The sequence below is a fragment of the Marinobacter sp. genome, assembly GCF_040882185.1.
Lineage (GTDB): Bacteria > Pseudomonadota > Gammaproteobacteria > Pseudomonadales > Oleiphilaceae > Marinobacter.
In genome coordinates this window covers 82,608-107,853 of record NZ_JBBEBW010000009.1, presented here as the reverse complement: position 1 = coordinate 107,853, position 25,246 = coordinate 82,608, and the positions used below count along the sequence as shown (strand labels likewise).

Annotated in this window: 25 protein-coding genes; 7 read left to right on the top strand and 18 right to left on the bottom strand. The window is 55.1% G+C overall.

Features of this window, described 5'->3' with window-relative positions; translation table 11 throughout:
• The first annotated feature begins 12 nt into the window (after positions 1-12).
• On the top strand, positions 13-711 hold the full coding sequence (locus WEB64_RS07175) for a hypothetical protein (protein ID WP_368058078.1): 699 nt from the start codon (positions 13-15) through the stop codon (positions 709-711).
• A gap of 3 nt (positions 712-714) precedes the next feature.
• Here the strand turns inward: WEB64_RS07175 and WEB64_RS07170 are convergent, their stop codons facing one another.
• The 3 genes from WEB64_RS07170 to WEB64_RS07160 all read right to left on the bottom strand — a co-directional run bounded on the left by WEB64_RS07170 (position 715) and on the right by WEB64_RS07160 (position 3,354).
• Positions 715-1,482 (bottom strand): SDR family NAD(P)-dependent oxidoreductase, encoded by a 768-nt coding sequence (locus tag WEB64_RS07170; protein ID WP_368058076.1) that lies wholly within the window; start codon positions 1,480-1,482, stop codon positions 715-717.
• Positions 1,483-1,512: 30 nt separating this feature from the next.
• Entirely contained in the window at positions 1,513-2,340 is an 828-nt protein-coding gene (locus WEB64_RS07165) for a TauD/TfdA dioxygenase family protein (RefSeq protein ID WP_368058074.1), read from the bottom strand.
• 117 nt (positions 2,341-2,457) lie between these two features.
• Positions 2,458-3,354: a LysR substrate-binding domain-containing protein gene (locus tag WEB64_RS07160; RefSeq protein WP_368058072.1), complete on the bottom strand. Its 897-nt coding sequence runs from the start codon at positions 3,352-3,354 to the stop codon at positions 2,458-2,460.
• A gap of 113 nt (positions 3,355-3,467) precedes the next feature.
• On the opposite strand from WEB64_RS07160, the gene WEB64_RS07155 reads away from it, so the two are divergent.
• Genes WEB64_RS07155 through WEB64_RS07145 form a run of 3 tightly spaced genes read left to right on the top strand, consistent with a single transcriptional unit; the run spans position 3,468 to position 6,817 of the window.
• Positions 3,468-4,604 carry an ornithine cyclodeaminase family protein gene (locus tag WEB64_RS07155; protein WP_368058070.1) on the top strand — a complete coding sequence of 379 codons (1,137 nt, stop codon included), beginning with the start codon at positions 3,468-3,470 and terminating at the stop codon, positions 4,602-4,604.
• A 20-nt stretch (positions 4,605-4,624) separates the two neighbouring features.
• Complete coding sequence (locus WEB64_RS07150) at positions 4,625-5,731, top strand: ornithine cyclodeaminase family protein (protein ID WP_368058068.1); 1,107 nt, start codon at positions 4,625-4,627, stop codon at positions 5,729-5,731.
• Between the two features lie 9 nt (positions 5,732-5,740).
• Complete coding sequence (locus WEB64_RS07145) at positions 5,741-6,817, top strand: ornithine cyclodeaminase family protein (protein ID WP_368058065.1); 1,077 nt, start codon at positions 5,741-5,743, stop codon at positions 6,815-6,817.
• Here the strand turns inward: WEB64_RS07145 and WEB64_RS07140 are convergent.
• Entirely contained in the window at positions 6,799-7,521 is a 723-nt protein-coding gene (locus WEB64_RS07140) for an isochorismatase family protein (protein ID WP_368058063.1), read from the bottom strand. The two genes, WEB64_RS07145 and WEB64_RS07140, sit on opposite strands and share 19 nt — an antisense overlap.
• Positions 7,522-7,645: 124 nt before the next feature.
• On the opposite strand from WEB64_RS07140, the gene WEB64_RS07135 reads away from it, so the two are divergent.
• The 3 genes from WEB64_RS07135 (at position 7,646) to WEB64_RS07125 (ending at position 10,896) form a co-directional block, all read left to right on the top strand.
• Positions 7,646-8,674 (top strand): Bug family tripartite tricarboxylate transporter substrate binding protein, encoded by a 1,029-nt coding sequence (locus tag WEB64_RS07135; protein ID WP_368058061.1) that lies wholly within the window; start codon positions 7,646-7,648, stop codon positions 8,672-8,674.
• 60 nt (positions 8,675-8,734) lie between these two features.
• Positions 8,735-9,721 carry an ABC transporter substrate-binding protein gene (locus WEB64_RS07130; RefSeq protein ID WP_368058059.1) on the top strand — a complete coding sequence of 329 codons (987 nt, stop codon included), beginning with the start codon at positions 8,735-8,737 and terminating at the stop codon, positions 9,719-9,721.
• A gap of 182 nt (positions 9,722-9,903) precedes the next feature.
• Positions 9,904-10,896, top strand: coding sequence for a YeiH family protein (locus tag WEB64_RS07125; protein WP_368058057.1), 993 nt, complete (start codon positions 9,904-9,906; stop codon positions 10,894-10,896).
• Between the two features lie 198 nt (positions 10,897-11,094).
• Here the strand turns inward: WEB64_RS07125 and WEB64_RS07120 are convergent, their stop codons facing one another.
• The 14 genes from WEB64_RS07120 to WEB64_RS07055 all read right to left on the bottom strand — a co-directional run bounded on the left by WEB64_RS07120 (position 11,095) and on the right by WEB64_RS07055 (position 25,195).
• A complete protein-coding gene (locus WEB64_RS07120; protein WP_368058055.1) occupies positions 11,095-12,090 on the bottom strand; it encodes an aldo/keto reductase in 996 nt (331 codons plus the stop codon).
• Between the two features lie 35 nt (positions 12,091-12,125).
• Positions 12,126-13,187: an EamA family transporter gene (locus WEB64_RS07115; protein ID WP_368058053.1), complete on the bottom strand. Its 1,062-nt coding sequence runs from the start codon at positions 13,185-13,187 to the stop codon at positions 12,126-12,128.
• Positions 13,188-13,347: 160 nt separating this feature from the next.
• On the bottom strand, positions 13,348-13,878 hold the full coding sequence (locus WEB64_RS07110) for a DinB family protein (RefSeq protein ID WP_368058117.1): 531 nt from the start codon (positions 13,876-13,878) through the stop codon (positions 13,348-13,350).
• Positions 13,879-13,946: 68 nt separating this feature from the next.
• Positions 13,947-14,480 carry a hypothetical protein gene (locus WEB64_RS07105; protein WP_368058051.1) on the bottom strand — a complete coding sequence of 178 codons (534 nt, stop codon included), beginning with the start codon at positions 14,478-14,480 and terminating at the stop codon, positions 13,947-13,949.
• Between the two features lie 29 nt (positions 14,481-14,509).
• A complete protein-coding gene (locus WEB64_RS07100; protein ID WP_368058049.1) occupies positions 14,510-15,532 on the bottom strand; it encodes a Bug family tripartite tricarboxylate transporter substrate binding protein in 1,023 nt (340 codons plus the stop codon).
• A gap of 96 nt (positions 15,533-15,628) precedes the next feature.
• Positions 15,629-16,351, bottom strand: coding sequence for an isochorismatase family protein (locus WEB64_RS07095; protein WP_368058047.1), 723 nt, complete (start codon positions 16,349-16,351; stop codon positions 15,629-15,631).
• Positions 16,352-16,387: 36 nt separating this feature from the next.
• Positions 16,388-17,428, bottom strand: a complete 1,041-nt coding sequence (locus tag WEB64_RS07090) for a Bug family tripartite tricarboxylate transporter substrate binding protein (RefSeq protein ID WP_368058045.1) — start codon at positions 17,426-17,428, stop codon at positions 16,388-16,390.
• Between the two features lie 153 nt (positions 17,429-17,581).
• Positions 17,582-18,946, bottom strand: a complete 1,365-nt coding sequence (pcaB, locus tag WEB64_RS07085) for a 3-carboxy-cis,cis-muconate cycloisomerase (protein ID WP_368058043.1) — start codon at positions 18,944-18,946, stop codon at positions 17,582-17,584.
• Between the two features lie 77 nt (positions 18,947-19,023).
• A complete protein-coding gene (pcaG, locus tag WEB64_RS07080; protein WP_368058041.1) occupies positions 19,024-19,623 on the bottom strand; it encodes a protocatechuate 3,4-dioxygenase subunit alpha in 600 nt (199 codons plus the stop codon).
• On the bottom strand, positions 19,624-20,325 hold the full coding sequence (gene pcaH / locus WEB64_RS07075; protein ID WP_368058039.1) for a protocatechuate 3,4-dioxygenase subunit beta: 702 nt from the start codon (positions 20,323-20,325) through the stop codon (positions 19,624-19,626).
• Positions 20,322-21,518: a 3-oxoadipate enol-lactonase gene (gene pcaD, locus WEB64_RS07070; RefSeq protein WP_368058037.1), complete on the bottom strand. Its 1,197-nt coding sequence runs from the start codon at positions 21,516-21,518 to the stop codon at positions 20,322-20,324. Before pcaD ends, pcaH begins: the two co-directional genes overlap by 4 nt.
• 252 nt (positions 21,519-21,770) lie before the next feature.
• Positions 21,771-22,481, bottom strand: a complete 711-nt coding sequence (locus tag WEB64_RS07065; RefSeq protein ID WP_368058035.1) for a dienelactone hydrolase family protein — start codon at positions 22,479-22,481, stop codon at positions 21,771-21,773.
• Between the two features lie 68 nt (positions 22,482-22,549).
• Entirely contained in the window at positions 22,550-24,313 is a 1,764-nt protein-coding gene (locus WEB64_RS07060; RefSeq protein WP_368058033.1) for a thiamine pyrophosphate-binding protein, read from the bottom strand.
• 21 nt (positions 24,314-24,334) lie between these two features.
• Positions 24,335-25,195, bottom strand: coding sequence for an NAD(P)-dependent oxidoreductase (locus WEB64_RS07055; protein WP_368058031.1), 861 nt, complete (start codon positions 25,193-25,195; stop codon positions 24,335-24,337).
• Between the last annotated feature and the right edge of the window lie 51 nt (positions 25,196-25,246).

Genomic DNA, 25,246 nt, shown 5'->3' with positions numbered 1-25,246 from the left:
ACGGAGCCTTAAATGATTGATGTAAGGCAGCAACAATTTCGCGGACTGACAACATGGGAGTTGACCGGGGAAGGAGACGCGGGAGCTGGGTCGCCTGCGGAACAGACAGAACAACTGCTGATAGACCTCGGCTTCGCGTGCGAAACACTCGGCGGCAGCCTGTCTGATCTGGTCTTTATCCGGTTCTGGATGCGCTCACGAGCTATCAGTAAAGAAGTCAGAGCGGTACGCCGCAAGCTCATCGACGACAAGGAGCGAACAGCATCCTCGAGCTTTTTCTCGACAACCGTCTTCCAGGGACCTGGAGACATTCGCATCAATGCGCTCTATTGTCCGGATCACCGCAACTCAGCCCGTAAACCGGTTGAATTCGATCCGCCACGCCGATACCTGCATTATCTTGCCCATGGAAACGGCCTGTTTACCTCTGGCATGGCCGAAGCGGGTGTCAGCATCGAAGAACAGTGCCAGAAGAGCCTGGCATGGCTGGACGAGGCGCTCCAGGCAGAGGAGTTGCAATGGTCCAATGTGTGCCAGCTTAACCTGTTCCGGGAGCGCGGACAGAATATCGATTGGGCGCCAGTACTTTCCACGCTGGCAACCCGCAATGACCCCGAAGCCACTGTCATTACCCTGTTCGATGTCGACGGTATGGCGAGCCCGGACAAGCACCTGGAAATAGAGTTGATCGCCACGCGACCCGGCCACTGAACCTCAATGCATGCAGGAACCGCCATCGACCACCAGTGTCTGGCCGGTAATAAAGTCACTGTCCGCTGACGAAAAGAACACCACCGCGCCCAGCATATCTTCCGGCATCTGAAGTCGTGGGAGGGCTCGCGTTGAGGCGGCAGAGGCGCGTCTTTTCCTGATTGCGTCATCAGGGTTCTCTTCACTCATCGTGCTACCCGGAGCGATGCAGTTCACACAGACGCCCTCTTTGCCAAGTTCGTTGGCCAGCGTTTTGGTAAACCCGAGTATTGCCGCTTTTGAGGCAACGTAGTGAATGCGGTTATCAGCGCCCTTCAACGCGGTACCCGAGCTGATATTGATGATCTTACCGTACTGCTGCTTACGCATATAAGGCGCCACCGCGCAGGATGACAACCAGGCACCTTTCACATTGACCGCCATCATCCGATCCCACTCATCGGGATCGATTTCATCAAACGGTGCCCGTGACATGGGGACTGAAATAAAAATGGCGGCGTTGTTGACCAGTATGTCGATTCGACCGAACTTTTCTGCGGCAAGCCTGGCCATGTCCTTGACGCTGTCCAGACTCGTCACATCGGTGTGCACCGCCAGTGCGTGAAAACCTTCTGCGTTGAGTTCTTCCGCAACCGAAGACGCCGCTTTGGCATCAATCTCGGCAATAACAACGCTTGCCCCTTCCTCAGCCAGTCGTCTCGCATAGGCCTTTCCAATGCCATGTCCACCGCCGGTGACAATCGCGACTCGACCATTCAATCTTGAACTCATGTTCTGCTCCTTAATCTGGCTAGGGGTGAATCAGGGCATAGGTGCGACGGTATCGCCCACAGTGACTCGTTTGAGCAGCCTGCGCTCGTTCTCGTTGAAATCGTTCCTGGCGTGAAGTACGCAGCGGTTGTCCCAAATCAGGGTGTCGCCCACTTTCCAGCTGTGCTCGTAGGTAAATTCTGGCCGCTCACAGTGGTCAAACAACTCCGCCAGCAGATCACGGCTTTCTGCCTCCGGCAGTTCCACAATCCGGTCCGTCATCAGACGGCAGACGTACAGCGCTTTTTGGCCAGTCTCAGGAATGGTGCGTACCACCGGGTGAACCGCTGAGGGGGAATCTTCCGTCAGTTGCTTGTTGGTTGAGGTTGTTTGTCCGTACTGATAGGTGTTGAGCGCGGTCAGCCCTTCGAGCTTACGCTTGGTGTCTTCGGGCAGCGCGTCGTAGGCCTTACACGTACTCGAAAACCGGGTTTCCCCACCCTTTGAGGGTAATTCGATAGCATGCAGTACCCCTGCTTTGTTGGGAACTGTCTGGTGAACGCGATCGAAGTGCCAATAGAGCTCACCGTCTGGCAGGGCACCGAGCGCGGCGCCCCCCTCGCGGATGTTCGAGATCACCATGATTTCCGGACGCTTCGCCAGCGGGCTCATCTTGCGCGCGTTTTCGATCGAGCCGAAAGCCCGTGCAAACTCGACCAGTTGATCTTCACCCAGCGGGCTGTCCCGGACGACCAATACATGATGTTTGAGCCAAAGTTCGTTTAGGGCCTGCGCTTCGGAGGCATTCATCCGAGTCAGGTCAACACCCTTAACCTCTGCCCCAAGCGCCGGCGAGAGAGGCACAGTCTGATAGGTCATTGTTATTCTCCAATCCCATAATCTGTGAATCTCTTTTAAGGTACACCGTTCCACATAACAGAACAATACTTGCAGAACAAGAAAGGAAACAGGAGGTTCGTGACGCTACGGCAGGGCTCAACTCAACACGAAGGTTTTCGCCACCTCATCGGCCACCCTCATCAACGCCTGTGCGGCAGGGCTTGCCGGCTTATTCTTGAGGCGAACGCGGTGCATGGAGCGTTTGAAGCAGGTCGGAAATTCAAGCACTTTTACTTTGCCAACGCTCAAGTGCTCCCGGGCCGCAGCCGACGACACCATCGCAAGCCCCAACCCAGCCGCCACGCTTTGCACCAGCGCACCATTGCCGCCAACCTCAATGGTGCGGCTCACATCAACGCCCGCCTGCTCTAACAGAGCGAGCGTCACCGTTCGGGTGCCGGAGCCCTGCTCCCTCAGGACCCAGCGCTCAGCATTCATATCAGACGCTTTGAGTGATTGACGATCAAGCAGCGGGTGATGCGAGTGCGCCAGAATGACCAGTTCATCTTCATGCCAGAACGCCTGATCAACCCGAGCGTCCTCTACAGCACCCTCGACAAATGCCACATCCAGCTCGTAAGCCAGCAACCGTCGCTGAATCAGTTCCGTATTCTCGCTGATAATACGAACATCCACCCCCGGAAACTGGCGCAGGAATTCAGCGATCACAGGTGGCAAAAAATAGGTACCGATGGTTCGGCTCGCACCGACCGTCAGGCTCCCCCGCTCGAGGCCCTGGCGCCCGCGAAGATCAGCCATGGCTGATTGCTCCAGCGCAAAGATGGCGCGGGCATGCTGGTAGAGTTCAGCGCCCGCCTCGGTCAGCCTGACCTGCCCGCCTCGCCGCTCCAGAAGCGTTATTCCTAATTGCTCTTCAAGCTCCCGAACGGCCCTGGATACCGCCGGTTGACTGATGTGAATAATTTCGCCGGCGCGGGAAAAGCTGCGCTGCTCAGCTACTTTGGTAAACGTTCGCAATAAGTGCAGGTTCATCGGGTCTTTGCCGCCTCTCAGTATCAGTTTTTATTATGGCAATATTATTTTTATATATTCGCATTATACAAGCGGGTGGCATAGGTTAGTTCGAAAGACAGACAAGGTGACCCATGCTTCTCATCAACAACGACGACGTGTTCAAATTGCTGACCATGGAGGATTGTATCCGTGTTCAGGAAGCGGCCTTCACCCAGATCCCCTCCGGTGGCGCAATCCATCGACCACGTATCGACATGTACATGCCGACCGGTCAGGACGACAGCTACTATCGCTGGGGCTCGATGGAAGGCGCGAACGACGGCTTCTTCGCCATCCGAATGAAGTCCGATGTGATCACCTGGCCAAGAACCGCAGATGGCAACTGGACCGAGGAAAAGTACTGTCGCGAGCCCGGCACCTATTGCGGACTGATTTTCCTATTGAGCACCCGCAACGCCGAACCCCTGGCGTTTATCAACGATGGCGCACTGCAACATATGCGCGTTGGCGGCGGAGCAGGTCTTGGCGCCAAACATCTGGCCCGGGAGGACGCCCACGTTGTTGGCATGCTGGGGTCTGGTGGCATGGCACGAACCTATCTGGAAGCCTTTGCCGCCGTGAGGGACATCCAGCAGTGCAAGGTGTTCAGCCCCAACCCGGAACATCGGAAAGCGTATGCGGATGAAATGTCGCAAAAGCTGGGCATTGAAGTGATCGCCGTAAACTCAGCGAAAGAGGCCGTTCAGGGCACAGATATCCTTTCCAGCTGCACCACCAGTATGAAGCCGGTGTATGACGCCGACTGGATCGAGCCGGGCATGCACGTGACTAACCTTAGCCGGCGCGAGATCAGTGATAAGGCGATGGAAAAGTTTGATGTGGTCGTCCGGCAGGGCACCGCAGGCCTTCAGATGCGCCAAACAGAGCGCTTCCAGGCAGAACGGGGATTCAGCCCAGCGGCGTTTATCGGGGGGACCCCCGAACAGATGAAGCTCATCCCCGAGAAGAACGCCGAACCGGGCTTTGGTGGCGACAGCCCTGAATTCAACGACCGAGGCAAAGGCGGCGACAAGCCTGACTTTGCCGACCTGATCTCTGGCAAAGCCAGCGGCAGAACTCACCCCGACCAGGTCACCTTTTACCGAAACGTCGGCAACCAGGGCCTGCAATTTTCGTCGGTTGGCGGCTGGGTTTATTCCCAGGCCCTGGCCAAAGGCTTTGGTCGTGAGCTTCCAACCGACTGGCTACTACAAGACATCCGGGACTGACTCCCGATGCGAGGAAAACTATGACGCTTATCATCAATAACGACGACGTTGCCAAAGTTCTCACAGTTGACACCACCATTAGCGCACTCGAAACATCCTATAAGGATCTCGTGTCGGGCGAAGCCACCTGCCGGCCCCGGATCGATATCCGGATTCCCACCAGCGACCCGAATAAAAATTATCAGTTCGGCTCCATGGAAGGCGGCTCTACCAAGGGCTACTTTGCGACTCGAATGAAGTCGGACATCTTGTATGAAACCACTTACAACGGTGCAACCACCTCGGAGAAATACTGTGTCAAACCGGGGTTATTCTGTGGCCTCATATTCCTGACCTCCATTGAGAACGGTGAGCCTTTGGCGTTTATCAACGATGGCGTTCTACAACATATGAGGGTGGCGGGTGACGGCGGCATTGGCGTCAAGTACATGGCCCGACAGGACGCCGAAGTGGTTGGCATGCTGGGCTCCGGCGGCATGGCGCGTTCTCATATGGATGCGTTCATGAGCGTTCGCAACATCAAGAGGCTGCAGGTTTACAGCCCCACCCGGGAAAACTGCGAAGCCTTTGGCCGTGACATGGCCGCGAAACATAATATCGAAGTCCAGGTGTGCGACAGCCCCGAGCAGATATACCGCGGTGCGCACATCATAGCGTCACTGACGGACTCCGCTGTTTCGGTGCTGGATGGCACACTGATTGAGCCGGGCGCCCATGTGATTGTGGTAGGCAGCGAGGGCCGGCCCGACCCGGCCACCATGGAAAAAGTCGATGTATACCTGCGATTCGGTGATACACCGGCACCCACCGGCCACCCGGAATTTGAAACAGACGCCGAGTACATCGCCTGGGAAGCGCGCCCCGATCTGCCAAAGTTTGGCAACGGGCGCTGGGGAACGAGAGCTCGCGGAGTCTGGCTGCCAGAGCGGCGAATCACCCTGGCAGGCATCCTGAACGGCAAAACGCCCGGTCGTACCTCTGATCAACAAATCACCTGGTCCGAACGTGGAAACCTGCAGGGTGCTCAGTTCTATGCGGTTGCGGGCAAAGTTTATGAGCTGGCGAAAGCCGCCGGGCTAGGGTATGAGATTCCCACCAGCCTGTTTCTTCAGGACATCCGGAACTAGGGGCCTGCAATGACCTTGCTACTGACCAACGACGATGCTGAAAGCCTGCTGAGCATGCCAGAGGTGATCGACGAACTGGCCATCGCCTACAGTGATCTGGCCCAGAATCAGGCGATCAACCGTAATCGGTCAGACACCGCCATCCCGCGCCCGGAAATAGACGCCAGCTATGTGTTCAAGTCCATGGAAGGCGGCTACCCGCGACGGGGCGTTTACGCCCTTCGAATCAGCTCCGACATTATTCAATGGCCTGGCAAAGGTGAAGGGCAGCAACGCAAAGAAAAACTACCCACGCTTCCCGGTAATCGGTGGCTTGGGCTGGTGTTGCTGTTCAGCATCGACAATGGCGAACTACTTGCCATCATCCCCGATGGCATTATCCAACGCTTCCGAGTGGGAGCCACCAATGGCCTCGGCATCAAGATGATGGCTCGCCAGAATGCCCGACGTATTGGGCTGATTGGCGCAGGCTTTCAGGCCGGCACCCAGGCCCTGGCGGCCTGCGCGGTGCGGCCGATCGACGATATCCGCGTGTACAGCCCTACGCAGGCAAAACGGGAGGAGTTTGCCAGAGAGTGGTCCGAAAAGCTTGGAGTCCCGGTCACGCCGGTTGACTCGGCCAAGGATGCCGTAACCGAGGCAGACATCATACTCTGTGCCACCAACTCCATGCAGCCGGTGATCCAGGCCGACTGGTTACAGCCCGGCATGCACCTGTCGAGCCTCAAGCGTTTTGAACTGCCCGTTGAGTGTTTGCGGCGCGCAGACCGGGTTGCCGTGCATACCCGTTTGTGGGAACCCGACATGCTGATGATGGGAGAAAACACGCTCCCTGACGATGCGCTTTGGGCCGAACGTAAAGCCAGTGACGGCATCGATTGGCTCAACCAACCGGAGATCGGCCAGTTAACGTCCGGCCAGGTGATAGGTCGGAACAACGAACAGGAAATCACCTGCTTCATGAACAACGTCGGGCTTGGGCTGCAGTTTGCCGCTGCCGGCGCACTGATCCTCGACAAAGCCCGCCGCGCCGGACTTGGCAAAGAGTTGCCGCTCGAATGGTTCACTCAGACCGTTGTATCCTGAATCGCGCTGGACGCCTGAGACTGAAGTTGCTCCAACGCATCCGCCAGTGTCAGAACGTCCGCGTATTTATGGTGCAGGTCAAACAGACTGGTCTGGTGGGAAATCGGGTTCCGGTCAAACACAGCTTCCTCAATTAATACCGTGTGGAAGCCGAACGAATAGCTGTCCGTCGCAGTTGCTCGCACGCAGCCACTGGTGCTTTCACCTACAACGATCAGAGTGTCCACCTGCAGTTTCTGTAAATAAGTGGCAAGCGGCGTCCCGTAGAAACAACTCGCACGCTCTTTGGCGATCACAAGCTCACCGTCTATCGGCGCAAAATCCGGATAGATGTCGTAGGCGTTGCCAGAGGTTCGTTTCTGTTTACGGAAGGTCGCACTTGCCTTGGCGCCGTGTCCGGCATTGCGCAAATCCTTGGTGGAGAATAAAACCGGCAGCCCCAGCTTACGCATGGTTTCAAGGATTTGGCGTGTCGGCTCCAGCGCCCGCCAGGCGTATTCGCCGCAGGAACTGGGATAGTCCTTGAAGAGTTCACTGACTGGCCGGTCGCCACCTTCGTAGCAGAGGTTATAGAGGTCAACCAGAAGCAGACCGCATCGACCTTTGATGCCGGTTTCACGTCGATACGGCGCGTACAGATCGTAAATGTCCTGTGGGTACAGGTTCTGCCAACAGTGGTTTTCAAATTCGTTCTGACTGGCCATAAGACCTCTTACGGTTGTTGGAGTCACTCGCACGTCAGGCGAGTCATTTAACGTTGCTTTTTGGTTCAGGCATTCTATATTAAAGAACGCCGTTCCATTTTGTAAAACAAAAAAGGTCATGTATATGAAACTCAGAATACCCGCGCTTGCCTGCCTGGCGATCGGATGCTTTATGTCAGTTGCCACTGTCGCCGATGAAGCCAGTGAGCAGTCCTTTTACGAAGATCAGACCGTTGAATTGATGGTTGGATTCTCTCCCGGCGGTGGCTATGACACCTACGCCCGAACACTCGCCCGCCACTTGCCAAAACATCTGCCGGGCAACCCTAACGTGGTGGTTCGAAACGTCCCCGGTGCTGGCTCTCTGGTACTGATGAACCAGATCGCGAACTCACTCCCCAAAGACGGCACCGTGTTTGCGCTGGTCAATTCAGGTATTCCGTTTGAGCCAATGTTCGGCAACAAGCAGGCCAAATTCAGCGTTCAGGAGGTTAATTGGGTTGGCAGCATCGCCAATGACACCGTTCTGGGCGTTGCCAACGTCGAAAGTGGCATCGAACACCTGATGGACCTGCGTGAGAAAAGCATGACCATGGGCGGCTCTGGCGCCGGCTCAAGCACCAACTTCATGCCTCGGGTTCTGGCGGACCTGTTCGACCTTAACCTTACCGTGATCGCCGGTTACCCGGGCTCAACAGACATCGTATTGGCGATGCAAAGAGGCGAGGTAGACGGCATCGGTGGCCAGTTCATGAGCACTATTCTGACCCGCTCCCCGGAATGGCTTGCCGAAGACCGCCCGGTAAATCACATCTATCAATTATCAATGGAAAAGCATGAGCTGTTGCCGGACGTTGATCTGGTCAGGGATATGGCCGAAACGGAGGATCAGCGTCTGGCCGTGGACCTTTTGGCCGCTAGCCTGATGTTTGCCCGCCCCTTCGTGGCACCCCCGGGTTTGGACCCTGAGCGCCTGCAGACCCTGCGCACGGCGATGGAAAACACATCGCAAGATCCTGAATTTCTCGCTGATGCTGAACGTCAGGGTTTGCCGGTTAATTTCGGTTCCGGGGAGGAGATGCACGCATTCTTTGCAAAAATCGAACAGACGCCCCCTCACGTTGTTGAGATCGTCGTGTCAGCGAAGAATTGATCGAATGAACCTGCGCCTGGCGGCTCAGCCTGCCGGGCGCATTTCGGCAAGGGCATGACCATGGCTGTACCACTCAACCTGACACTCGCCATAGAACGCTATGATCGACACTTTCCATTCTTCGACAATACCCTGCAACTGCCAGAAGGACTGAACCTTACGGTCTATCAGACCGGGCAGTCTGCCCCGCTGCGTGACGGCAAAGGTCGGCATGAACGTATGCTGCATGGCGGTGATTTCGACGTCGCCGAGTTTTCTTTATCGACCTTCCTTATGGCCCGGGCCCGAGGCCTGCCCATCGTCGGCATTCCCGTGTTCCCACGACGCCTGTTCAGCCTCAGTCAGATGTGGGTACATCCGGATTCTGGCTTACACCACCCTCGGGACCTGATTGGCAAGAAGGTCGCTATTTCCTCCTTTCAGACGACTCTGTCACTGCTCGCCAAAGGAGATCTAAAATTTCAGTACGACACGCCGTGGGAGAAAATTCATTGGCTGCTTACCACTAAGGAAAAAGTCCAGTTCGACTTCAAGCCCGGCGTCCAGGTGGACTATATCGGCGGCAGTCGGGAAGACGTGGCACAGAAACTGGCGAATCATGAAATCGACGCCTTTTTCCTGCCCCACCCGCCGCACTCAGTCGTTTCCGGAAAACTACCGGCCCGGCGCCTGATAGACGACTGTCGCGCCGCAGAGATCGACTATTTCCGCCGCGTCGGCGACTTCCCCATCATGCACGTGATCGCCATCCGGCAAGAGCTGATTCAGCAGGAACCGTGGCTGGGCCGCGCACTTTACGATCTGTTCAATCAGGCCAAATCACTGGCCGAGGAATATTACGAGGACCCCGGCTGGTCCCGGCTGGCCTGGGGGCGTCATTACTACGAGCAGGAAAAAGCCCTGTTCGGCACCGATCCCTGGGAGAACGGTTTTCAACGAAACCGAGCAAATCTCGAACGCTTTATCCACTACTCCCAGGATCAGGGGATGATCGATTCGATCTACCCCCCGGAAGAACTTTTTGTGGAGAACACCCTTAATACCTGATTTCTTTGGCATGCACTACGGCAAAGGATGTTTCAAAAATAGTATCCGATAAGTTTTAGGAACCAGGGAGTTGAAAAAGATAATTCATAAAATCGATTATTTATTCCTGATTTATTCAATTTACAAATATAATTTTATTTTTAGAATAATGTTATTCCATTTTGTTTTAAGAGGAATAGCATGTGTGGAAAGGACTGGCTTTATGCGCCGCAGTGACTTGGGTTGGCTTTGGACTTGCCAGTTTGACCCCCAACAGTGTCAGCCCTCTTGTTTTCGCGCTGGCGCTGGGCGTCATCGTCGGTAACCTGCCGATAGCTCGAAATGCTCAATCTGTAGAAGCGGGTCTGACGTTTTCGATCCGGTGGCTGTTACGAACCGGCATTGTGCTTTTCGGGCTGTCCGTGACCCTACAACAAGTGTTTGTGCTAGGCCCACAAGTAGTCGTGCTTGATCTGCTGGTGATTGCCACAGTCATGATCGTTGGATATTCACTTGGTACCCGCTGGCTCAAACTGGACCCCGAAACAGCATTACTCACTAGTGCGGGAAGCGCCATCTGTGGTGCCGCGGCCATTCTGGCCACGGCGGCTACGATCCGGGCCAAGCCGGCAGTCACGGCCATGGCCGTCGCAACCGTTGTAATGTTCGGTAGTCTGGCCATGGTGGTTTATCCCGCACTGTTTCCGCTGCTTGGTTGGGAAGAGGGCCTCTATGGGGTCTACATCGGTGCCACGGTGCACGAGGTCGCCCACGTTGTAGCAGCCGGAAACGCCGTGGGGGCAGATGCTCAGGCTAACGCAGTGGTTGTAAAGCTGGTGCGGGTGATGCTGCTGGTGCCCTTTCTGCTCATACTGGGGAGGTGGTGGCTCAAGTACCATGGCGCCTCGCAGGGAAATGGTGAACCTGCGGGTAAGCTTACTGTGCCCTGGTTTGCGTTCGGGTTCATCGCCATGGTGGTGATCAATAGCCTGATTGCTTTACCTGAGACATTAAACGCCAGTCTGACGTTGATTGGTCAGATCGCTCTTACTATGGCCATGGCTGCACTTGGCTACGAAACCCGATTTGAGAAGCTCCGTGCACTGGGCGTCAAGCCATTGATTCTGGGGCTGGTGCTGTTCTTGCTGTTGGCTGTCGGCGGCATTGCGGTGACACCGCTAATCGTCGAGGTATAACCAGGCACTACTGAACTTGCTCTGGTTACATGGCATTTTTCCCCACATCAATCACCTCATCCGGGTACTCATAAGCTTCAACAACAATCGCTTGGGCCTCTTAGCCGGTCAAAAAGTCAATGCTCAGGCCTCAGAAACGGTATCTTGTTTCTGTTCGTCATCCTGATTGAGCGCGGCTACATGTCCAACCTCTAAAAATCATACAAACTCTTCCGTATTAATTTCGTTTTGTTTCATCGCGCTATAACGAGACCCGTGAACGGTGTTTTGATTAATCAGAGCATCTAACTGTGACACTTTCTCAGCATCCAGTTTCAGGGGCGCAGCACTCAGATTTTCTCGCATGTGTTCGATTGAACGTGTACCGGGAATAGGTAAGATGAAGTCCCCTTTGGATTTAAGCCATGCCAACGCCAGTTGTGTGGGGGTGCAACCGAGTTCCTTGGCGATAACGACATAGTCATTCAGCAGCATCAGGTTCTGTTGGAAATTTTCTTTCTGAAAACGAGGCATGCCTCGACGGATATCTCCTTCTGTCAGCTCATCCACATCCCGTAGCGAGTTGGTTAAAAACCCTCGGGCTAGCGGGCTAAAGGCTACAAAGGCGATATCAAACTGACGGCAGTGGTCCAGTACAGCGATTTCGGCATTGCGGGACCAGAGTGAATATTCTGTCTGCACTGCCGCAACGGGATAGACGGACTGAGCACGCTTCAGGGTTGCTACAGATACTTCGGACAGACCTATGGCACCAATCTTTCCTTCACGCGCCAACTCGGCCAAGGCGCCTATGCTGTCCTCAATAGGTGTATCAGGGTCGAGGCGATGAAGGTAGTACAGATCAATATAGTCGGTTTGTAGGCGACGCAGGCTGGCTTCACACTGAGCTCGCAGAGTTTCCGGGCGGCCCTCGATCTCCTTCTTGCCCGTCTTTGTGTTGATTGCCATTCCACATTTGCTGGCTAAAAACAGTTTGCTACGTTTGCTACTCAATGCCTTGCCGACGACGACTTCGTTCTTGCCTGCGCCATAGACCGTCGCGGTGTCAAAATGTCGGTATCCCATGTCAAAGGCCGAGTGTAACGCGCGAATCGCTTCGTTTTCCGATAGTGGCGTGCCATAGGCATGGGACAGATTCATGCAGCCAAGGCCGACACCAGGTTCATTGAAATGACTACTCAGCAGACTGTTCATAAGGCGTACTCTCTGGTTAACTCATTGACACTTTATTACTGGATTACTGACCACTTCCACCCGGCCATGGTTTGCAGAAATTCCGGCAGGGGAATGTAAGCCAGTACCATTTCCGTGCTGACAGTCAAGGCCGCGACACCGAAGAAGGTCAGGAACATACCGACAAAGATCCAGCCGCCAAACACTTCATGTTCCTTGTTGATCAACCACGCAAAGATCACTCGGAATATGTTCGAGGTGGCCTGTATCGGTGCCACCACCGTCACTGGCGCAATGGACAATGCGACATAACGCAGGGTTTGTGAGATGCCTACCAACAGGCCTGCCAGGGAAAACCACTTCACCGAAGTGAAGCTCATGGCCCTGACATGAGGCCATTGCCGGGCAAACAATATAATGAGGCCCACCACGACTGCGGCCGAAAAATAGGAGATAAAGGCGCCCACGACGCTATAGCTGGGACCCAGGTCCTCCAGGCCCATGCGCACGATGACGGGGCTGATTCCATAGCCCGTCGCGGACAACAAAGCGAAGGTATAGCCTTCCGCATAGTTGGGCTTGAAGACCGGCGGCCCGTTTTCGTTCACCTCGGTGACCGCGCTCTGAATGTCCTGTTCAGACCTGGCCTGGGCAGCTGTTTTTTCATCTGCCTGCGCTTTCCTCTTGGCAATTTGAGCAGCGCGGGACGTGGCCACCACCCCGAAAATGATCAGACCAATACCGGCGACCTTAAGTGGCGTCAGCGTTTCATCCAGAAGGATGATCGCCAGCGTCAGCGCCAATATCATGTTGGCCTGTTGCCACGGGCCCGCCAGATTGCCGCCGATCGCGCGTGTGGACCGATAGTTGCAATACCGGCCCCACACAAAGTGGAGGATACCGGCAAACCCCAGCCAGAAATAAGAAGAAAGTGGAAAGCCTCCCAGATTGTAGATCTGACCGGTAAGGATCATCACAATAAGCAACATGGGGACACCCATGGGCACTGTGATCACCAGCGCCTGGAGAACGGAACCAGTCAGCACACCACGCCGAATCGCGGCATTATTGAACCCGAACGTTGCCGCCGCCAATAATGCTAACAGACCTCCTAACATAGGGTTATTTCCTTTTTCGTTGATAATACAAAGGCTGGGAAAAGTACATGACGCCAGCACCTCAGGTCGGTCTGGCGTCGCGCTTCAAGGTCGACGAGGAATGCAGCAACAGCGGGCTGACAGATTTCATCCGCGGTGTTGTGGTACGGTCGAACGCTCCCTAAACGTCTGCCACAAAGGGAAGCAGACCCGTTCCTTCCACACGAATTCCCTGCTGTGAAAGCAACGTGGTTGCCTGCCCACGATGGTGGATCTGGTGATTGAACAGATGTAACGCCAGATGGCCAAACGGCTTACAAAAAGGTTTGCCCTGCGTATTCTGGTATTGCAGGGGGTGAGCCATGTCGCTTTCCTGCAACTGATGCGCCCAGTCTATGATTATTTCGTCCAGATTCTGTCTCCGTGCGTACAGGTCCGCCAAGGTGGCCGCCATCCTTGTGCTGTACCCGTCAGGCCAGGGCACGGCATCGAGTGGCTGCAATGCCGCCGGGCTGGCGGGATGCGCCCTGAAACGTTTGAGCCAGGCAGTGTCGGCCACCACCAGATGATTGAGCGTGCCAAAGATGGAACTAAAAAAAGCACCTTTGTCGGCGTCCACCGTCGCCTCTGGCAGTTGCCGAGCCGCGCCGTAGACCTTGTCGTTCATCGCCTTGTTGAAATACGCCAGGGCGCGGAGGTGGTTGAGTATCATCACGGCGATTACTCCCGCATTTTTAAGTCTATGAGCGTTGCCTTCAACAACCGTTTAACGGCCTCACATCAGGCCACAATCTGTTCAGGCTTAAACCGCTGTCGTGGCACCTGACTCAGATCCGTGCTTAAAAACCTGAGCACAAGGGCGGGTTCCGGCGTGGGAACCCGGGTGGAGTGAATCTCGCCGGGTAGGTACGCCACGGCATCACCGCCTTTGAGACGGTCAATACGATCCACCTTGACGGTATTGTTGGCGGCATCGTAGGCATAGACCGGAATCTCCACTTCACCTTCGTATACGCCATAGACGACCCAATACGGCCCGTGGTCGTGGGGCGTATTGGTGCGAAACCCAGCGTGGAAGTGACTCATCTGAATGAATCCGTGGTCCGAACTTGTGTGGATCGGGACACCAGACGGTTTTTCAGCTTTCAGGGTGCGCACCCAATTGGCGTCAGGCGTTGTGGCATGGAGCCACTCACCCATGAGCTTGCGCACACGGTGCGCGGTGTTCAGGTCCGTAGCGCTGCCTGGCTGCCACAGACTGTTTATAGCCGCGATATAGCGCTCGAAGGCAGGATCTTTTGCCGGCTCGTTCATTTTAATGGCCTCCAGGAAGCAGGGACTCATTACATGGCACGCTTTACCACATCAACTACGTCATCCGGGTACTCATAGGTTTCCACAACGATTGCCTGGGCTTCTTCACCGGTCACGAAGTCAATGCTCAGGCTCTGATTCGCTGCATCCGCCAGAAACTCCGGATCCTTCGCTGTATCGGCCATTGCTTTACGCATGATTGCGACCCGCTCCTCAGGAACTCCGGGAGGCATGATATAAGGACGGGCAACCAACTGCCGCGCCAGAAACAGCCTCAACACTTTTGTCTGTTTATCGGTTTCCGCAAAATCCATAACTAACGGAACATCCGGCAGATCCGGGTGTTTCTCCAGCGCCATCTGAAAAAGCACATTAACGTCACGATCTTCAATCCAGCCAGGCCTCTGAGTTCTGGCGCTGCTCAGCAGCCAGCTACAGCGTCCCTCGACCTCACCGCGTTCCATAGCCAGCAGAATGTCATTGCCACCCGGATATCCCGTAACAATATTGAATTTGAAATCGAAAAGTTCTGCCATAACCCGCGGGTAGATGTTGGTGCTGGCCCCGGCGCCGGAAGCACCCACAGTCAGAGTCTTGGATTTGAGATCCTGCCAGCTCTGAACTTCCGCGTCCTTGTTGGAAACACAAAGACTCGTTCCCTTGGACAGACTGCCAAGCCAGACGATATCAGCGGCTCTGTACTTTGCCTGATCATTGCCAAGTAGCGGCTCAAAGGCCATGCCCTGATTGACGGTTGCGAAGACGGTCCCGTCGTTGGGAAGGGTGTTGGCCACCTGATTCATCAAAACAAGGCTGCCGGCTCCGGTGACATTCTTCGGTACAATGTCCGGGTTACCGGGAATATGCTTGCCGATATGACGGGCAAGCGTTCGGGCGTAGGCGTCATAGCCCCCGCCCGGAGAGTGCCCGATCAACAGGTCAATGGTTTTACCAGCATAAAAATTGTCGGTGTTTTCGGATTGCCCGATAGCGCTGGCCGACCAAAGAAAGATGGTCAGGGAAAGCGTCAGAAAATTTATTGTTGTTCGCATGATTATTCTCCTATTTCGTAGCATCCGTATTTTTGTTATCGACCTCTGACACTTCGCAGGTAAAACGCATCGAGCACAAATCACTTTTTGATTACTTTATATGCTATCGCCGTTATCTGAGAGGTTTATTGATAAGCAAACCGTCTCTAACTCTGCCAGGGAAACAACGGACGCGTATTTGGCGCTGATGTCGAATAGGTTTGCGCAGTGGGCAAAGTGCGAGCGGTCAAAACAGCAATCATCAATCAGATACGTTGTGTATCCGTGGGAGCAGGCATCCACTACGGAAGCGCGCACGCAACCGGACGTAGAGACGCCACAGACAACCAGTGTGTCCACTTTCTGCAGCTGAAGGTACGAGCTCAATGGGGTGGCGAAGAAACAACTGGCTTTCGCTTTCTCCAGCACCCATTCACTCTCTAACGGGGCGATTTCTGCCGGAAACTCCTGTCCGCTGGGCGGTGACGGCTTGGACCTCACACGCTTGGTCGCGCCCCCAGCAAAGGCCTGATCAAGGCTGTCATTGCGGGTAAACACAACTGGCCAGCTTCGATCACGAAACAGTTTCAGCAAACGCGCAATCCGTGGAAGCGACTCCCAGGCTACCTCACCACAGGCGGTGGGGTACTCACGAATCGCGTCAGCCACAGGCTGATGTTTAGAGCCGGTGAAGGCCAGCGTGACATCAATGACAATCAACACGGGGACATTCCCGAAGGGCTGACGCTCACCAAATCCAGACTGGCGATAGAGGGCCCGCTCCTCTTCTGGCACAACCTTCATCCACGCTTTCTGCGACGACCAGTCCTGTTCATCCACAGCATTATCTCCTGAAAAAACGATAGCGCTGACTGATTACTGCATCGACGCGTTCAAAAGCTCGACGATTTCCTTCGGGTATTCATAGACTTCTTTGAAGAACGTCTGCATTTCCTCACCGTCCACGAAGTCTATACTCAAGCCCTGATTGCTGGCGTCCTCAAGAAACGCGGGATCTTGAGTCGTTTGCTCAATTGCTTTGCGCAGGGTAGCCAAACGCTCGGGATCCATGCCAGGAGGCGCTACATAAGGCCGCCCCATGATTAGCCGCGCGCCAAGCAGGTCAACGGCCTGCTGCTCTCTATCCGTCTTCGCCATCTCGCTAACCAGCGGGACATTCGGCAAATCCGGATGCCGCTTACGTCCAAGCTGAAACACGATATTCACATCGCTGTCCGACTCGAGCCATTCCGGATTCTTGGCTTTGATCGTACTCAAAAATGCGCTTCCCATTCCGTCCACTTCGCCACGTTCCATGGCCAGACCGACATCGTTGCTGCCGGGGTAGCCAGCAATCACTGTCATTTTCAGATCAAACAATGTCGCCAGTACCCGGGGAATGGTGTTGGTGTTGGATCCGGCACCGGTCGCCCCTACAGTCGCTGCCTGAGTTTCCAAGTCTTGCCACTTATTGATGCCAGACTCTTTGCGAAACAGGCCTACCGACGTAACCAGGCTGAGGTTGCCAAGCCAGCTCACATCGTTGACGTCGAACTGAGCCTGTTCATTGCCAAAAAGTGGCTCGAAGGGCATGCCGGAGTTAACGGCACCGATGACCGTGCCGTCGTTGGGTAATGTGTTTGCGATTTGATTCATTAGCACCAGAGAGCCTGCGCCCGGTACATTCTTTACGACAACGTTGGGATTACCTGGAATATGCTTGCCAAGGTGGCGAGCCAGTGTGCGACCGTAAGTATCGTAGCCACCGCCTGCAGAGTAGCCAATCATCAGCTGAACAGTACGACCGTTATAGAAGTCAGCTTCGTCCTGCTCACTGGCCGTGACGGCAGCGGAAGATAGTGCGGCATAGGCGCCAACAGCTAACGTGAACAAAGACATTAAACCAAATGATCGCATCTTATTGATCTCCTTTTTGTTATTCGGACTAGGAAAGAATGTTTTTCAGTATTACAGGAGTCAGAGGCAGTTAAATAATGACTTAATGATATTTTTAAATATCAAAAAAGCATGTTTTCGAAGGGTAATTTGCAACAAAGGAAGGATACTTACTCAATTACTGCCCTGGGCAGTGGAAGAGTTGCGCCCGAGCAACGTCCGGGCATTCCTGAGAGTCTCGTCAATCAAGCTTTCGGTGGCACCCCCAGCAAGCAGATCCTGCTTGATCTGCTGAAGATCAAGTTCTCGCCCGGTCAGATCCTTGAGCACATCAAAGAGGTGGCGCTCAGACCCAGCCACACTCTGGCACGCCCTCGCCACATGTTCGGAAGCCTCGTCCCGGGACATCGACCCGGCCAGAATAAAAGTCGCCGCTTCGGCATAAATCAAACCATTGCCGCTATTAAGATTGGCATCGATTCGGTCGGGCGAAATTTCCAGATGGTGCAGTCCTTCCAAACAATGACGCAAGCTGACCGCCGTGCCCATGAGCATTTGCGGCAACACCAGCCACTCCTGGGTCCAGGCGACGCCGCTGCGCTCGTGCTCGTGCAGCATGCATTGCTGCATCTGGCCGGCCAGTCCGGCATTTTGCCGAGCCATGGCCACCATAATTTCAGCATTAACCGGGTTGCACTTCTGTGGCATGGTGGATGAGCCACCGCCATTACTGAACCGAAGCTCACCCATTTCTGTCTGGGCCATGCGGAGCCAATCCTCACCCATTTTCCCGAGACTGCCGGTAGTCATTGCGAGCCACCCGGAAAACTCCATCAGACTGTCCCTCTGAGTATGCCAGCTTGGCGCATATCTCAAATCCAGGCGATCTGCCAGGCCAAGTGCCACTGCATTTGCGTTGGAGCCCATTGCGATCAGACTGCCCACTGCCCCACCTAGCTGAATTTTTAGCAGACGTGGTTTGAGCTCTGCAAGACGCTCATGTTGCCGAAGCAAGGGATCAATCCAGGTTACGATCTTCAAACCAAAACTCATGGGTACTGCTTGTTGGGTTCGGGTCCTACCCGCAATCAGCGTACTGCGTTGTCGCTCGGCCAACTCCCCAAGCATCCCTACGACACTGAGCAGGCGTGACTCGAACACCTCAACAAGCGACCTGCAGTTGAGTACAAGAGCCGTATCAACGATGTCCTGACTGGTTGCGCCAAAGTGAACCCAGCGCGCTATCTCGGGCGCCAGTGCGTCTTTGAGTGCCTTTACAAGTGCCGGTACAGGAACCCCAGCTGAAGCCGTGCCCGCCGAAAGACTCGCCAGATCAGGCTCGATACTTAGGGCCGCCTGATTTATGGCGCTGGCGGCTTGGTGAGGAATTAACCCTGCCTCCGCTTGGGCCAGCGCAAGCTGACCTTCGACTTTCAGCATCGCTTTGATCTGAGTCTGGTCTGACAGGAATTGCCCACACTCCTGATCCGATAACAGTCCGTTGTACAGGCCCGAATTGCCAAGGTTAGATTGGCTCATAGTCACTCTCTTACGGACAGGCTAATCGCATTTACCGATTCTGAACGCCTGAAAAAGAGCTCAGCTCAGGCAATTGCTCAGAGATCAAAGAAGACGGTTTCCTGTTCGCCCTGCATGTGAATATCAAACGTGTATTCCAGCCCATCGGGCGTATCGCAGCGCTTGGCCAGCAACGTCACTTTCCGGCCTGCTTCTATACGGCTCAGAACTGGGTCGGTGGCGTTAGCGTCAACTTCGTCGTCAAAGTACACACGAGTATAGACATGATTGAGCAGCCCCCGCATGAACACCGTAACGGAAATGAACGGCGCGTTCCCCGGCTGGTCAGGCCCAGGCTTTATGGTTTTAAACACAAAGCGTCCATCGTCATTCGCCCCTGTGCCACAACGACCAAACCCCTGAAAGTGCGGGTCAAGCGCGCGCTGACTTCGAGCATCGTTCGGGTGACGGTAACGTCCGGCGGCGTTTGCCTGCCAGATTTCTACCAAAGCGTCCTCAACAACCACGCCCTTGCCATCAAACACCCGCCCGGTGAGCGTCATTCGCTCTCCCTGAATCTGAGCCGATACCAGGCAATCATTGGCAATCTGCGTGTGGGGGTAATTGGCTTCTACCGGGTTGAGGCCGTAGTGAAAAAATGGGCCAATAGTTTGGGACGGGGTTTGCTTGGCGCTCATTCAGTCCACCTCCATCGGCGTTGCGTCTGTGCCACGCAGAACGATGTCGAATACGTACCCCAAAGCAAATCCCTCCTCCGTCACATCGAGGGAAAATTCGCTCACCAGGCGGCTCCTGGCCGCTTTAGGAATGCTTTCGAAAATCGGGTCAAACGCCAATAGCGGATCTCCCGGAAAGTACATTTGGGTGATTAGCCGGGTGGCAATCGTTGGACCAAACAGCGAAAAATGAATGTGATTCGGGCGCCAAGCGTTGGGGTGATTGCCCCAAGGATAGGCGCCAGGGCGGATGGTGTAAAACCGATAGCGGCCCTGATCATCCGTTAAGCACCGCCCGGCACCCAGAAAATTGGGATCCAGCGGTGCATCGTGCTGGTCTTTTTTATGAACATAGCGCCCGGCCGCGTTCGCCTGCCAGATTTCTATCAACGTATTGGGCACGAGATTGCCATGCTCATCCAGAACGCGGCCAGTGACGACGATACGCTCGCCCTGGGGTTCGCCATTGATCCGCCCATTGCAAGTGAGATCGTGATCCAAAGCCCCAATCACCTCATTCCCAAACGCTGGACCGGTCATTCCCGCCAGCTCGGGATCGATCTTCACGAGGCTCTGCGAAGGGCCGCGCAACGCCGTTGATTTGTATCCCTGGTCTATGTGAGGCGGCTGTGATTCCCAGTCGCGCCAGCTTGTTGTACTCATTTGGCTTCGTCTCTGTTAGTCGGCGCGGCCTCGGCCAGCTCCGCGTATACCTTTTTTGCAATCCGCATAGCGTTATTGGACGCAGGCGCACCGCCGTATATCGCCACTTGCAGAAGAACTTCCCGTACCTCCAGCATTGTGGCGCCGGTGTTTATCGTCGCACGAATATGCATAGCCAGTTCATCTTCATGACCCAGCACCGCCATCATGGCAATTGTAATCAGGCTCCGGTCTCGCTTGCTTAATCCGGGTCGGCTCCACACAGAACCCCAGGCGGACTCGGTGATAAAGGTCTGAAACGGTTCATCAAACGTTGTTTTGTTTGCCTCCGCGCGGTCAACGTGAACTGAGCCTAACACCGAGCGCCGAACACTCATTCCACGCTCAAACCGACATTCGTGCTTACCCTGGCTTGCGATGAATCGATCAATCAACGTGGCCAGTGCCCCAGGCTGTTCAATACAGGGCAAATGCCCGGCGCACGGAATGACTTCGTACTTTGCGCCCGGAATCAGGTCAGCCATAGACTTGACCAGCTCCGGCGGCGTGGCCCCGTCCTTGTCGCCCGCAATACACAGAGTCGGCACGGAAAGCCGGCGGCAGATATCAGTATTATCAGCATCCCGGATCGCCTTACAGGTATTTATATAGCCTTCCACCGGGGTCTGCGAGAGCATGTTTTTCCAAATCGCATGTCTGGCCGGGTTCTGCGCCTGATACTCGGCGCTGAACCAGCGCTCAAGCACCGCATCACAGATGGATTCTAAACCATGCCCGCGCACGGATTCGATGCGCTCATTCCACATATCCGGTGTGCCAATGTGGGGCGCGGTCGCACACAGGATCAATCCCTTCACCAGATCAGGGCGCTTGCCAGCCACACATTGTGAAACCATGCCCCCAACCGAAAGGCCGCAAAGATACACCTGGCTCTCATTCAAATTTTCGAGCAATTGTATGAGATCATTAACATGCGTTTCCAGCCCGGCTCCGCCCTCGCGGGAGGATAGCCCGTGCCCGCGCATGTCGTAACGCAGAAAACGGTACTGATTGCTCAGCAGTTCAACCACTGAAGACCAGATGCGAGCATCCGTTCCCAGTGAATTTGAAAAGACAATCAGGGGCCGATGTTCGGGGCCCTCAAGCTGATAATTTAGGTAACCGCCACTGGCGGGTAGCGCATTAATGTTCATGGGATAATATGCTTCTCGTGGCGTTTTGACAGAGTTTTGATTACCCGGGGCTGTAAGTAAATTCACAGTTCCTGATTTTTACATACGGAAAAGGTTATGGATTAACTCACAAAAAGCGGGGTGGGCATGAAAGCAAGCGAGAAAAACACACGGGAGTTTGTGCTTGAAGAGCCATCTAAGGCACCCACGGAGCCAATCTCCGCCAGGCGCCCTTCTGTCCATTTCTATAACAGTGAAACCAGCCTTGGCTGTTTAAAGTTGCGAGGCTAACTCTGATTTCAGAAACGAAATCGTACGCGTCCACGATTCAGCGGCTGCGTGTGGTTCGAATCGATCCTCGCGACTTTCGTTATTAAAGGCATGTCCGGCACCCTTGTACATATTCAGATGAAACCGCTTGCCGTGATGCTCCAGGGCGCTCTGAAACTCCGGCACGGTGGCGTTGATCCGGTCATCGTTTTCTCCGTAATGGAGTAGCAGCGGAGCAGCAATTCCAGGGACCTCGTCCGAAGCAGGCGATTTGCCGTAATAAATAACCGCAGCGTCAAGGTCCGGATCGGCTACCGCAAGCTCTCCCGACACTTTGCCGCCCCAGCAGAATCCAACGCTGGCCACTTTGCCGTTAGAGCCTGGCAAATGGCGAAGATAATCGAGGCTTGCCAAATAGTTGGCGCGATTTTGGTCGCCATTCAAGGCACTAATAGCCGAACGTGCCGCGTCTTCATCACCGGGCGTGCCACCACTCAGCGCCAGGGCGTCCAGAGCAAAGGCCACAAAACCCTCCTGGGCGAAGCGTTGAACCACTTTTTCGATATGCCGATTCAGGCCGGTATTTTCATGAATAACCAGCACCGCCGGGTGTCGCTCCGCATCACTGGGATGGGCAAGGTAACCAGACAGCTTGCCCGCCGGTGTCACAAAACAGGGCCTGCCTGTCGCGACCTGGAAATTGGATTCAACCACGGTGGTACCCTCATTAATGATGTGTGTTGGCCAGCAAGCCATCGGGCGGCTTGCTGGCCGGTTCACGGTTAGCGGTGAACGGTGACGATGTCCACCAGCGCCGGACGACCTTTCTTGACCTCGGCAAGCGCACGACGTATCGCCGGCCCGACCTCCTCAGGTTTAGTGATCGGGCCTTCGCCGTAACACCCCATGCCCTGAGCGATGGTGCCGAAATCCGGCTCCGGCCCAAAAATATCCATACCAATGTGAGCCTTGGTCTCATCGGTGCCGCGCTGCTTCGCCATACGAACCTGGTGCTCCCAGTCGTTATAGTAGGCACGGTTGTTAAACATGATGATCAGCAAAGGAATTTCATGCTTCGCCGCCGTCCAGAGTGCGCCAGCGTCAAACATCAAATCACCATCTGGCTGCAAGGCCACGACGACTTTGTCGGTATTTTTATAGGCCAGGCCTACACCAATCGACATGCCAATCTGGGTCGCCGTGCCGAGTGACTTGCCGGCATGCCGGTAGGGCTTATCAAAGTCCCAGATCTTGCGGGCCCAGTTACGCAACGTGCCTGTGGCGCAAACCCAGTCCTCGTCCTGAATCACATCCCACACCTCACTGGCAAGACGCCCCAACGCCAGTGGTTCGCTGCCCCAGTTTTCCCGAGCGTCTTCCTGCCATTTCGCCCAAACCTCATCGTGACGGCGGCCTAATACGTCTTTACGATCCTCAATTCGCTTGGCAAGTGCCGCGTCGCCCTCAAGACGCCCGCGGCCAATACGCGTCATTTCAGGCATGGCCAACGCCGGATCCCCCAGCGCACTGAGGATTTTCGGCTGATAACGGCCATAATCCATGGCCCAGGACGACATGCCGATTTCACCGAAACCGACTTCCATCCACTCGCAATCTTCCGGAACCAGCGAAGTGACAATGCGGTTGGTGCTGTCCAGGTGAGCCGTTGGCTTTTCCCAGTCCCGCACATCAATACCGAGAATCAGGTCTGCCTTGCGCAGCGCGTCCTTGTCCATTGAGGCGCACAGCGGATGCTTGTTGGGGAAACACAAAGAATCGTTGATGTCCCAGACCGGCACGCCCAGGGTTTCAGCCAGCGCCACGAGGTTGTCAAAACCATCGTCGTGCCGTCCAACGTACTCCGCCAGAATCAGGGGGTTCTTGGCGGCGAGCAGTTTATCTACAATCTTTTCGAGGGTGGCCGGGTCAGCTCCCATCAGAGCCGGTTGTTTCACCATCCCCGCCGGCGGCATTCCCAGATCCAGGTCCTTATCCAGCGGCTTTTCCTGCAGCCATGCGTCGTAACACATGTAGATCGGGCCTTGCGGCTGGGTCACCATGGTGGAATAGGCTCGCATGAAACTGTCTGGCACACCTTCAATGGCCGTGGGCTGGTAATCCCACTTGGTGTAATTACGCACCGCTTCGCCCTGAACCAGCGCCGTATGACTCCAGTCAATGTGAGGCCGACGCTTGCCCTCATCCATGGGCCCGGTGGCACCCATGATGAACATGGGCACCCGGTCCAAGTTGGCGTAATAGATCGCCATTTGCGCGTGCAACAGGCCAACCAGATTGTGCAGTATCACGCCCATAGGCTTGTTGGTTGCCCTGGCATAGCCGTGTGCAATCTGGACCGCGATTTCTTCATGCTGACAGACCAGCAACTCTGGTTGGTTGCCGCCGTAGTTGATAATCGAATCATGAAGCCCACGGAAGCTGGCGCCTGGATTCATCGCGATGTAAGGAAAGTCGTACTCGTGTAGTAAGTCTACGATGACGTCAGACTGGTATTTCTTGTACTTTGGATCGTCTTTAAAACTCATATTGACTCCGATTTGTTCTTGTTAGTTGAGCCCGCCTTCCTCTTTCGTAAGCGGTTTGACGTGCTGGCCAAGATAGTCAGCGTCTGGTCCGTACAGCAGGTTTTTCACTTTCTCTGCGTCCAGATGCTTCACCAGCTGATCTACCTGTCCAAACAACGGCAACGGCAATTTGCCGTCCTGTGCCAGCGTCAGTGCCAGGTCCATATCCTTCTCATGCCAGGTAAACCGTGTGCCATCCCAACGCTCCAGCGTGCCGTTGGTTCCGGGGCACTGGGTCAGAATTTCCCGCATGTTCTGGGCGTCAATGCCATAGCGTTTGGCAAGCAAAAGCACCTCGAAATTGGCAACACACGCCGCCCAATGCAGCATGTTGTTGCAGGCTTTTGCTACCTGCCCGGATCCGACGGGGCCGACGTGGTGAACGTCTTTGCTGTAGGCTTCAAGCACCGGTGTAACCTTGGCCACCTGCTCATTGGTGCCGCCGCACAAGCTTCCCAGGGTGCCGTCTCTAGCGCCTTCGCGACCGAAAACCACCGGCGCGTCAACAAAGCCGATGCCCTTGGCGTCACATTCAACGGCCAGTGCCTGCATGGTTTTGGGGCTATTGGTGGCAAGGATGACGATGGTACTGCCTTTCGCCGCGGATCCCAGAATTTCACGGGTAACGGTTTCGGATTGCTCATCGGTTGCAACAATGACCAGGTGAAGCTCCGCACCGGCCACCGCTGCGGCCAGACTGTCAACAACGTTGATACCGTTGCCGGAAGCGTCCGTGCGCCTTTGCTCACTGATGTCAAAAGCAGTGACGTCGTGCCCTCTATCTCTGACATGAACGGCGATGTCCCGACCCATATCCCCAATACCTATAATGCTTACTTTCATTACTCTGCTCCTCGGTCATTTTTTGGGTCTCGGAATGACCAAAACCCACAC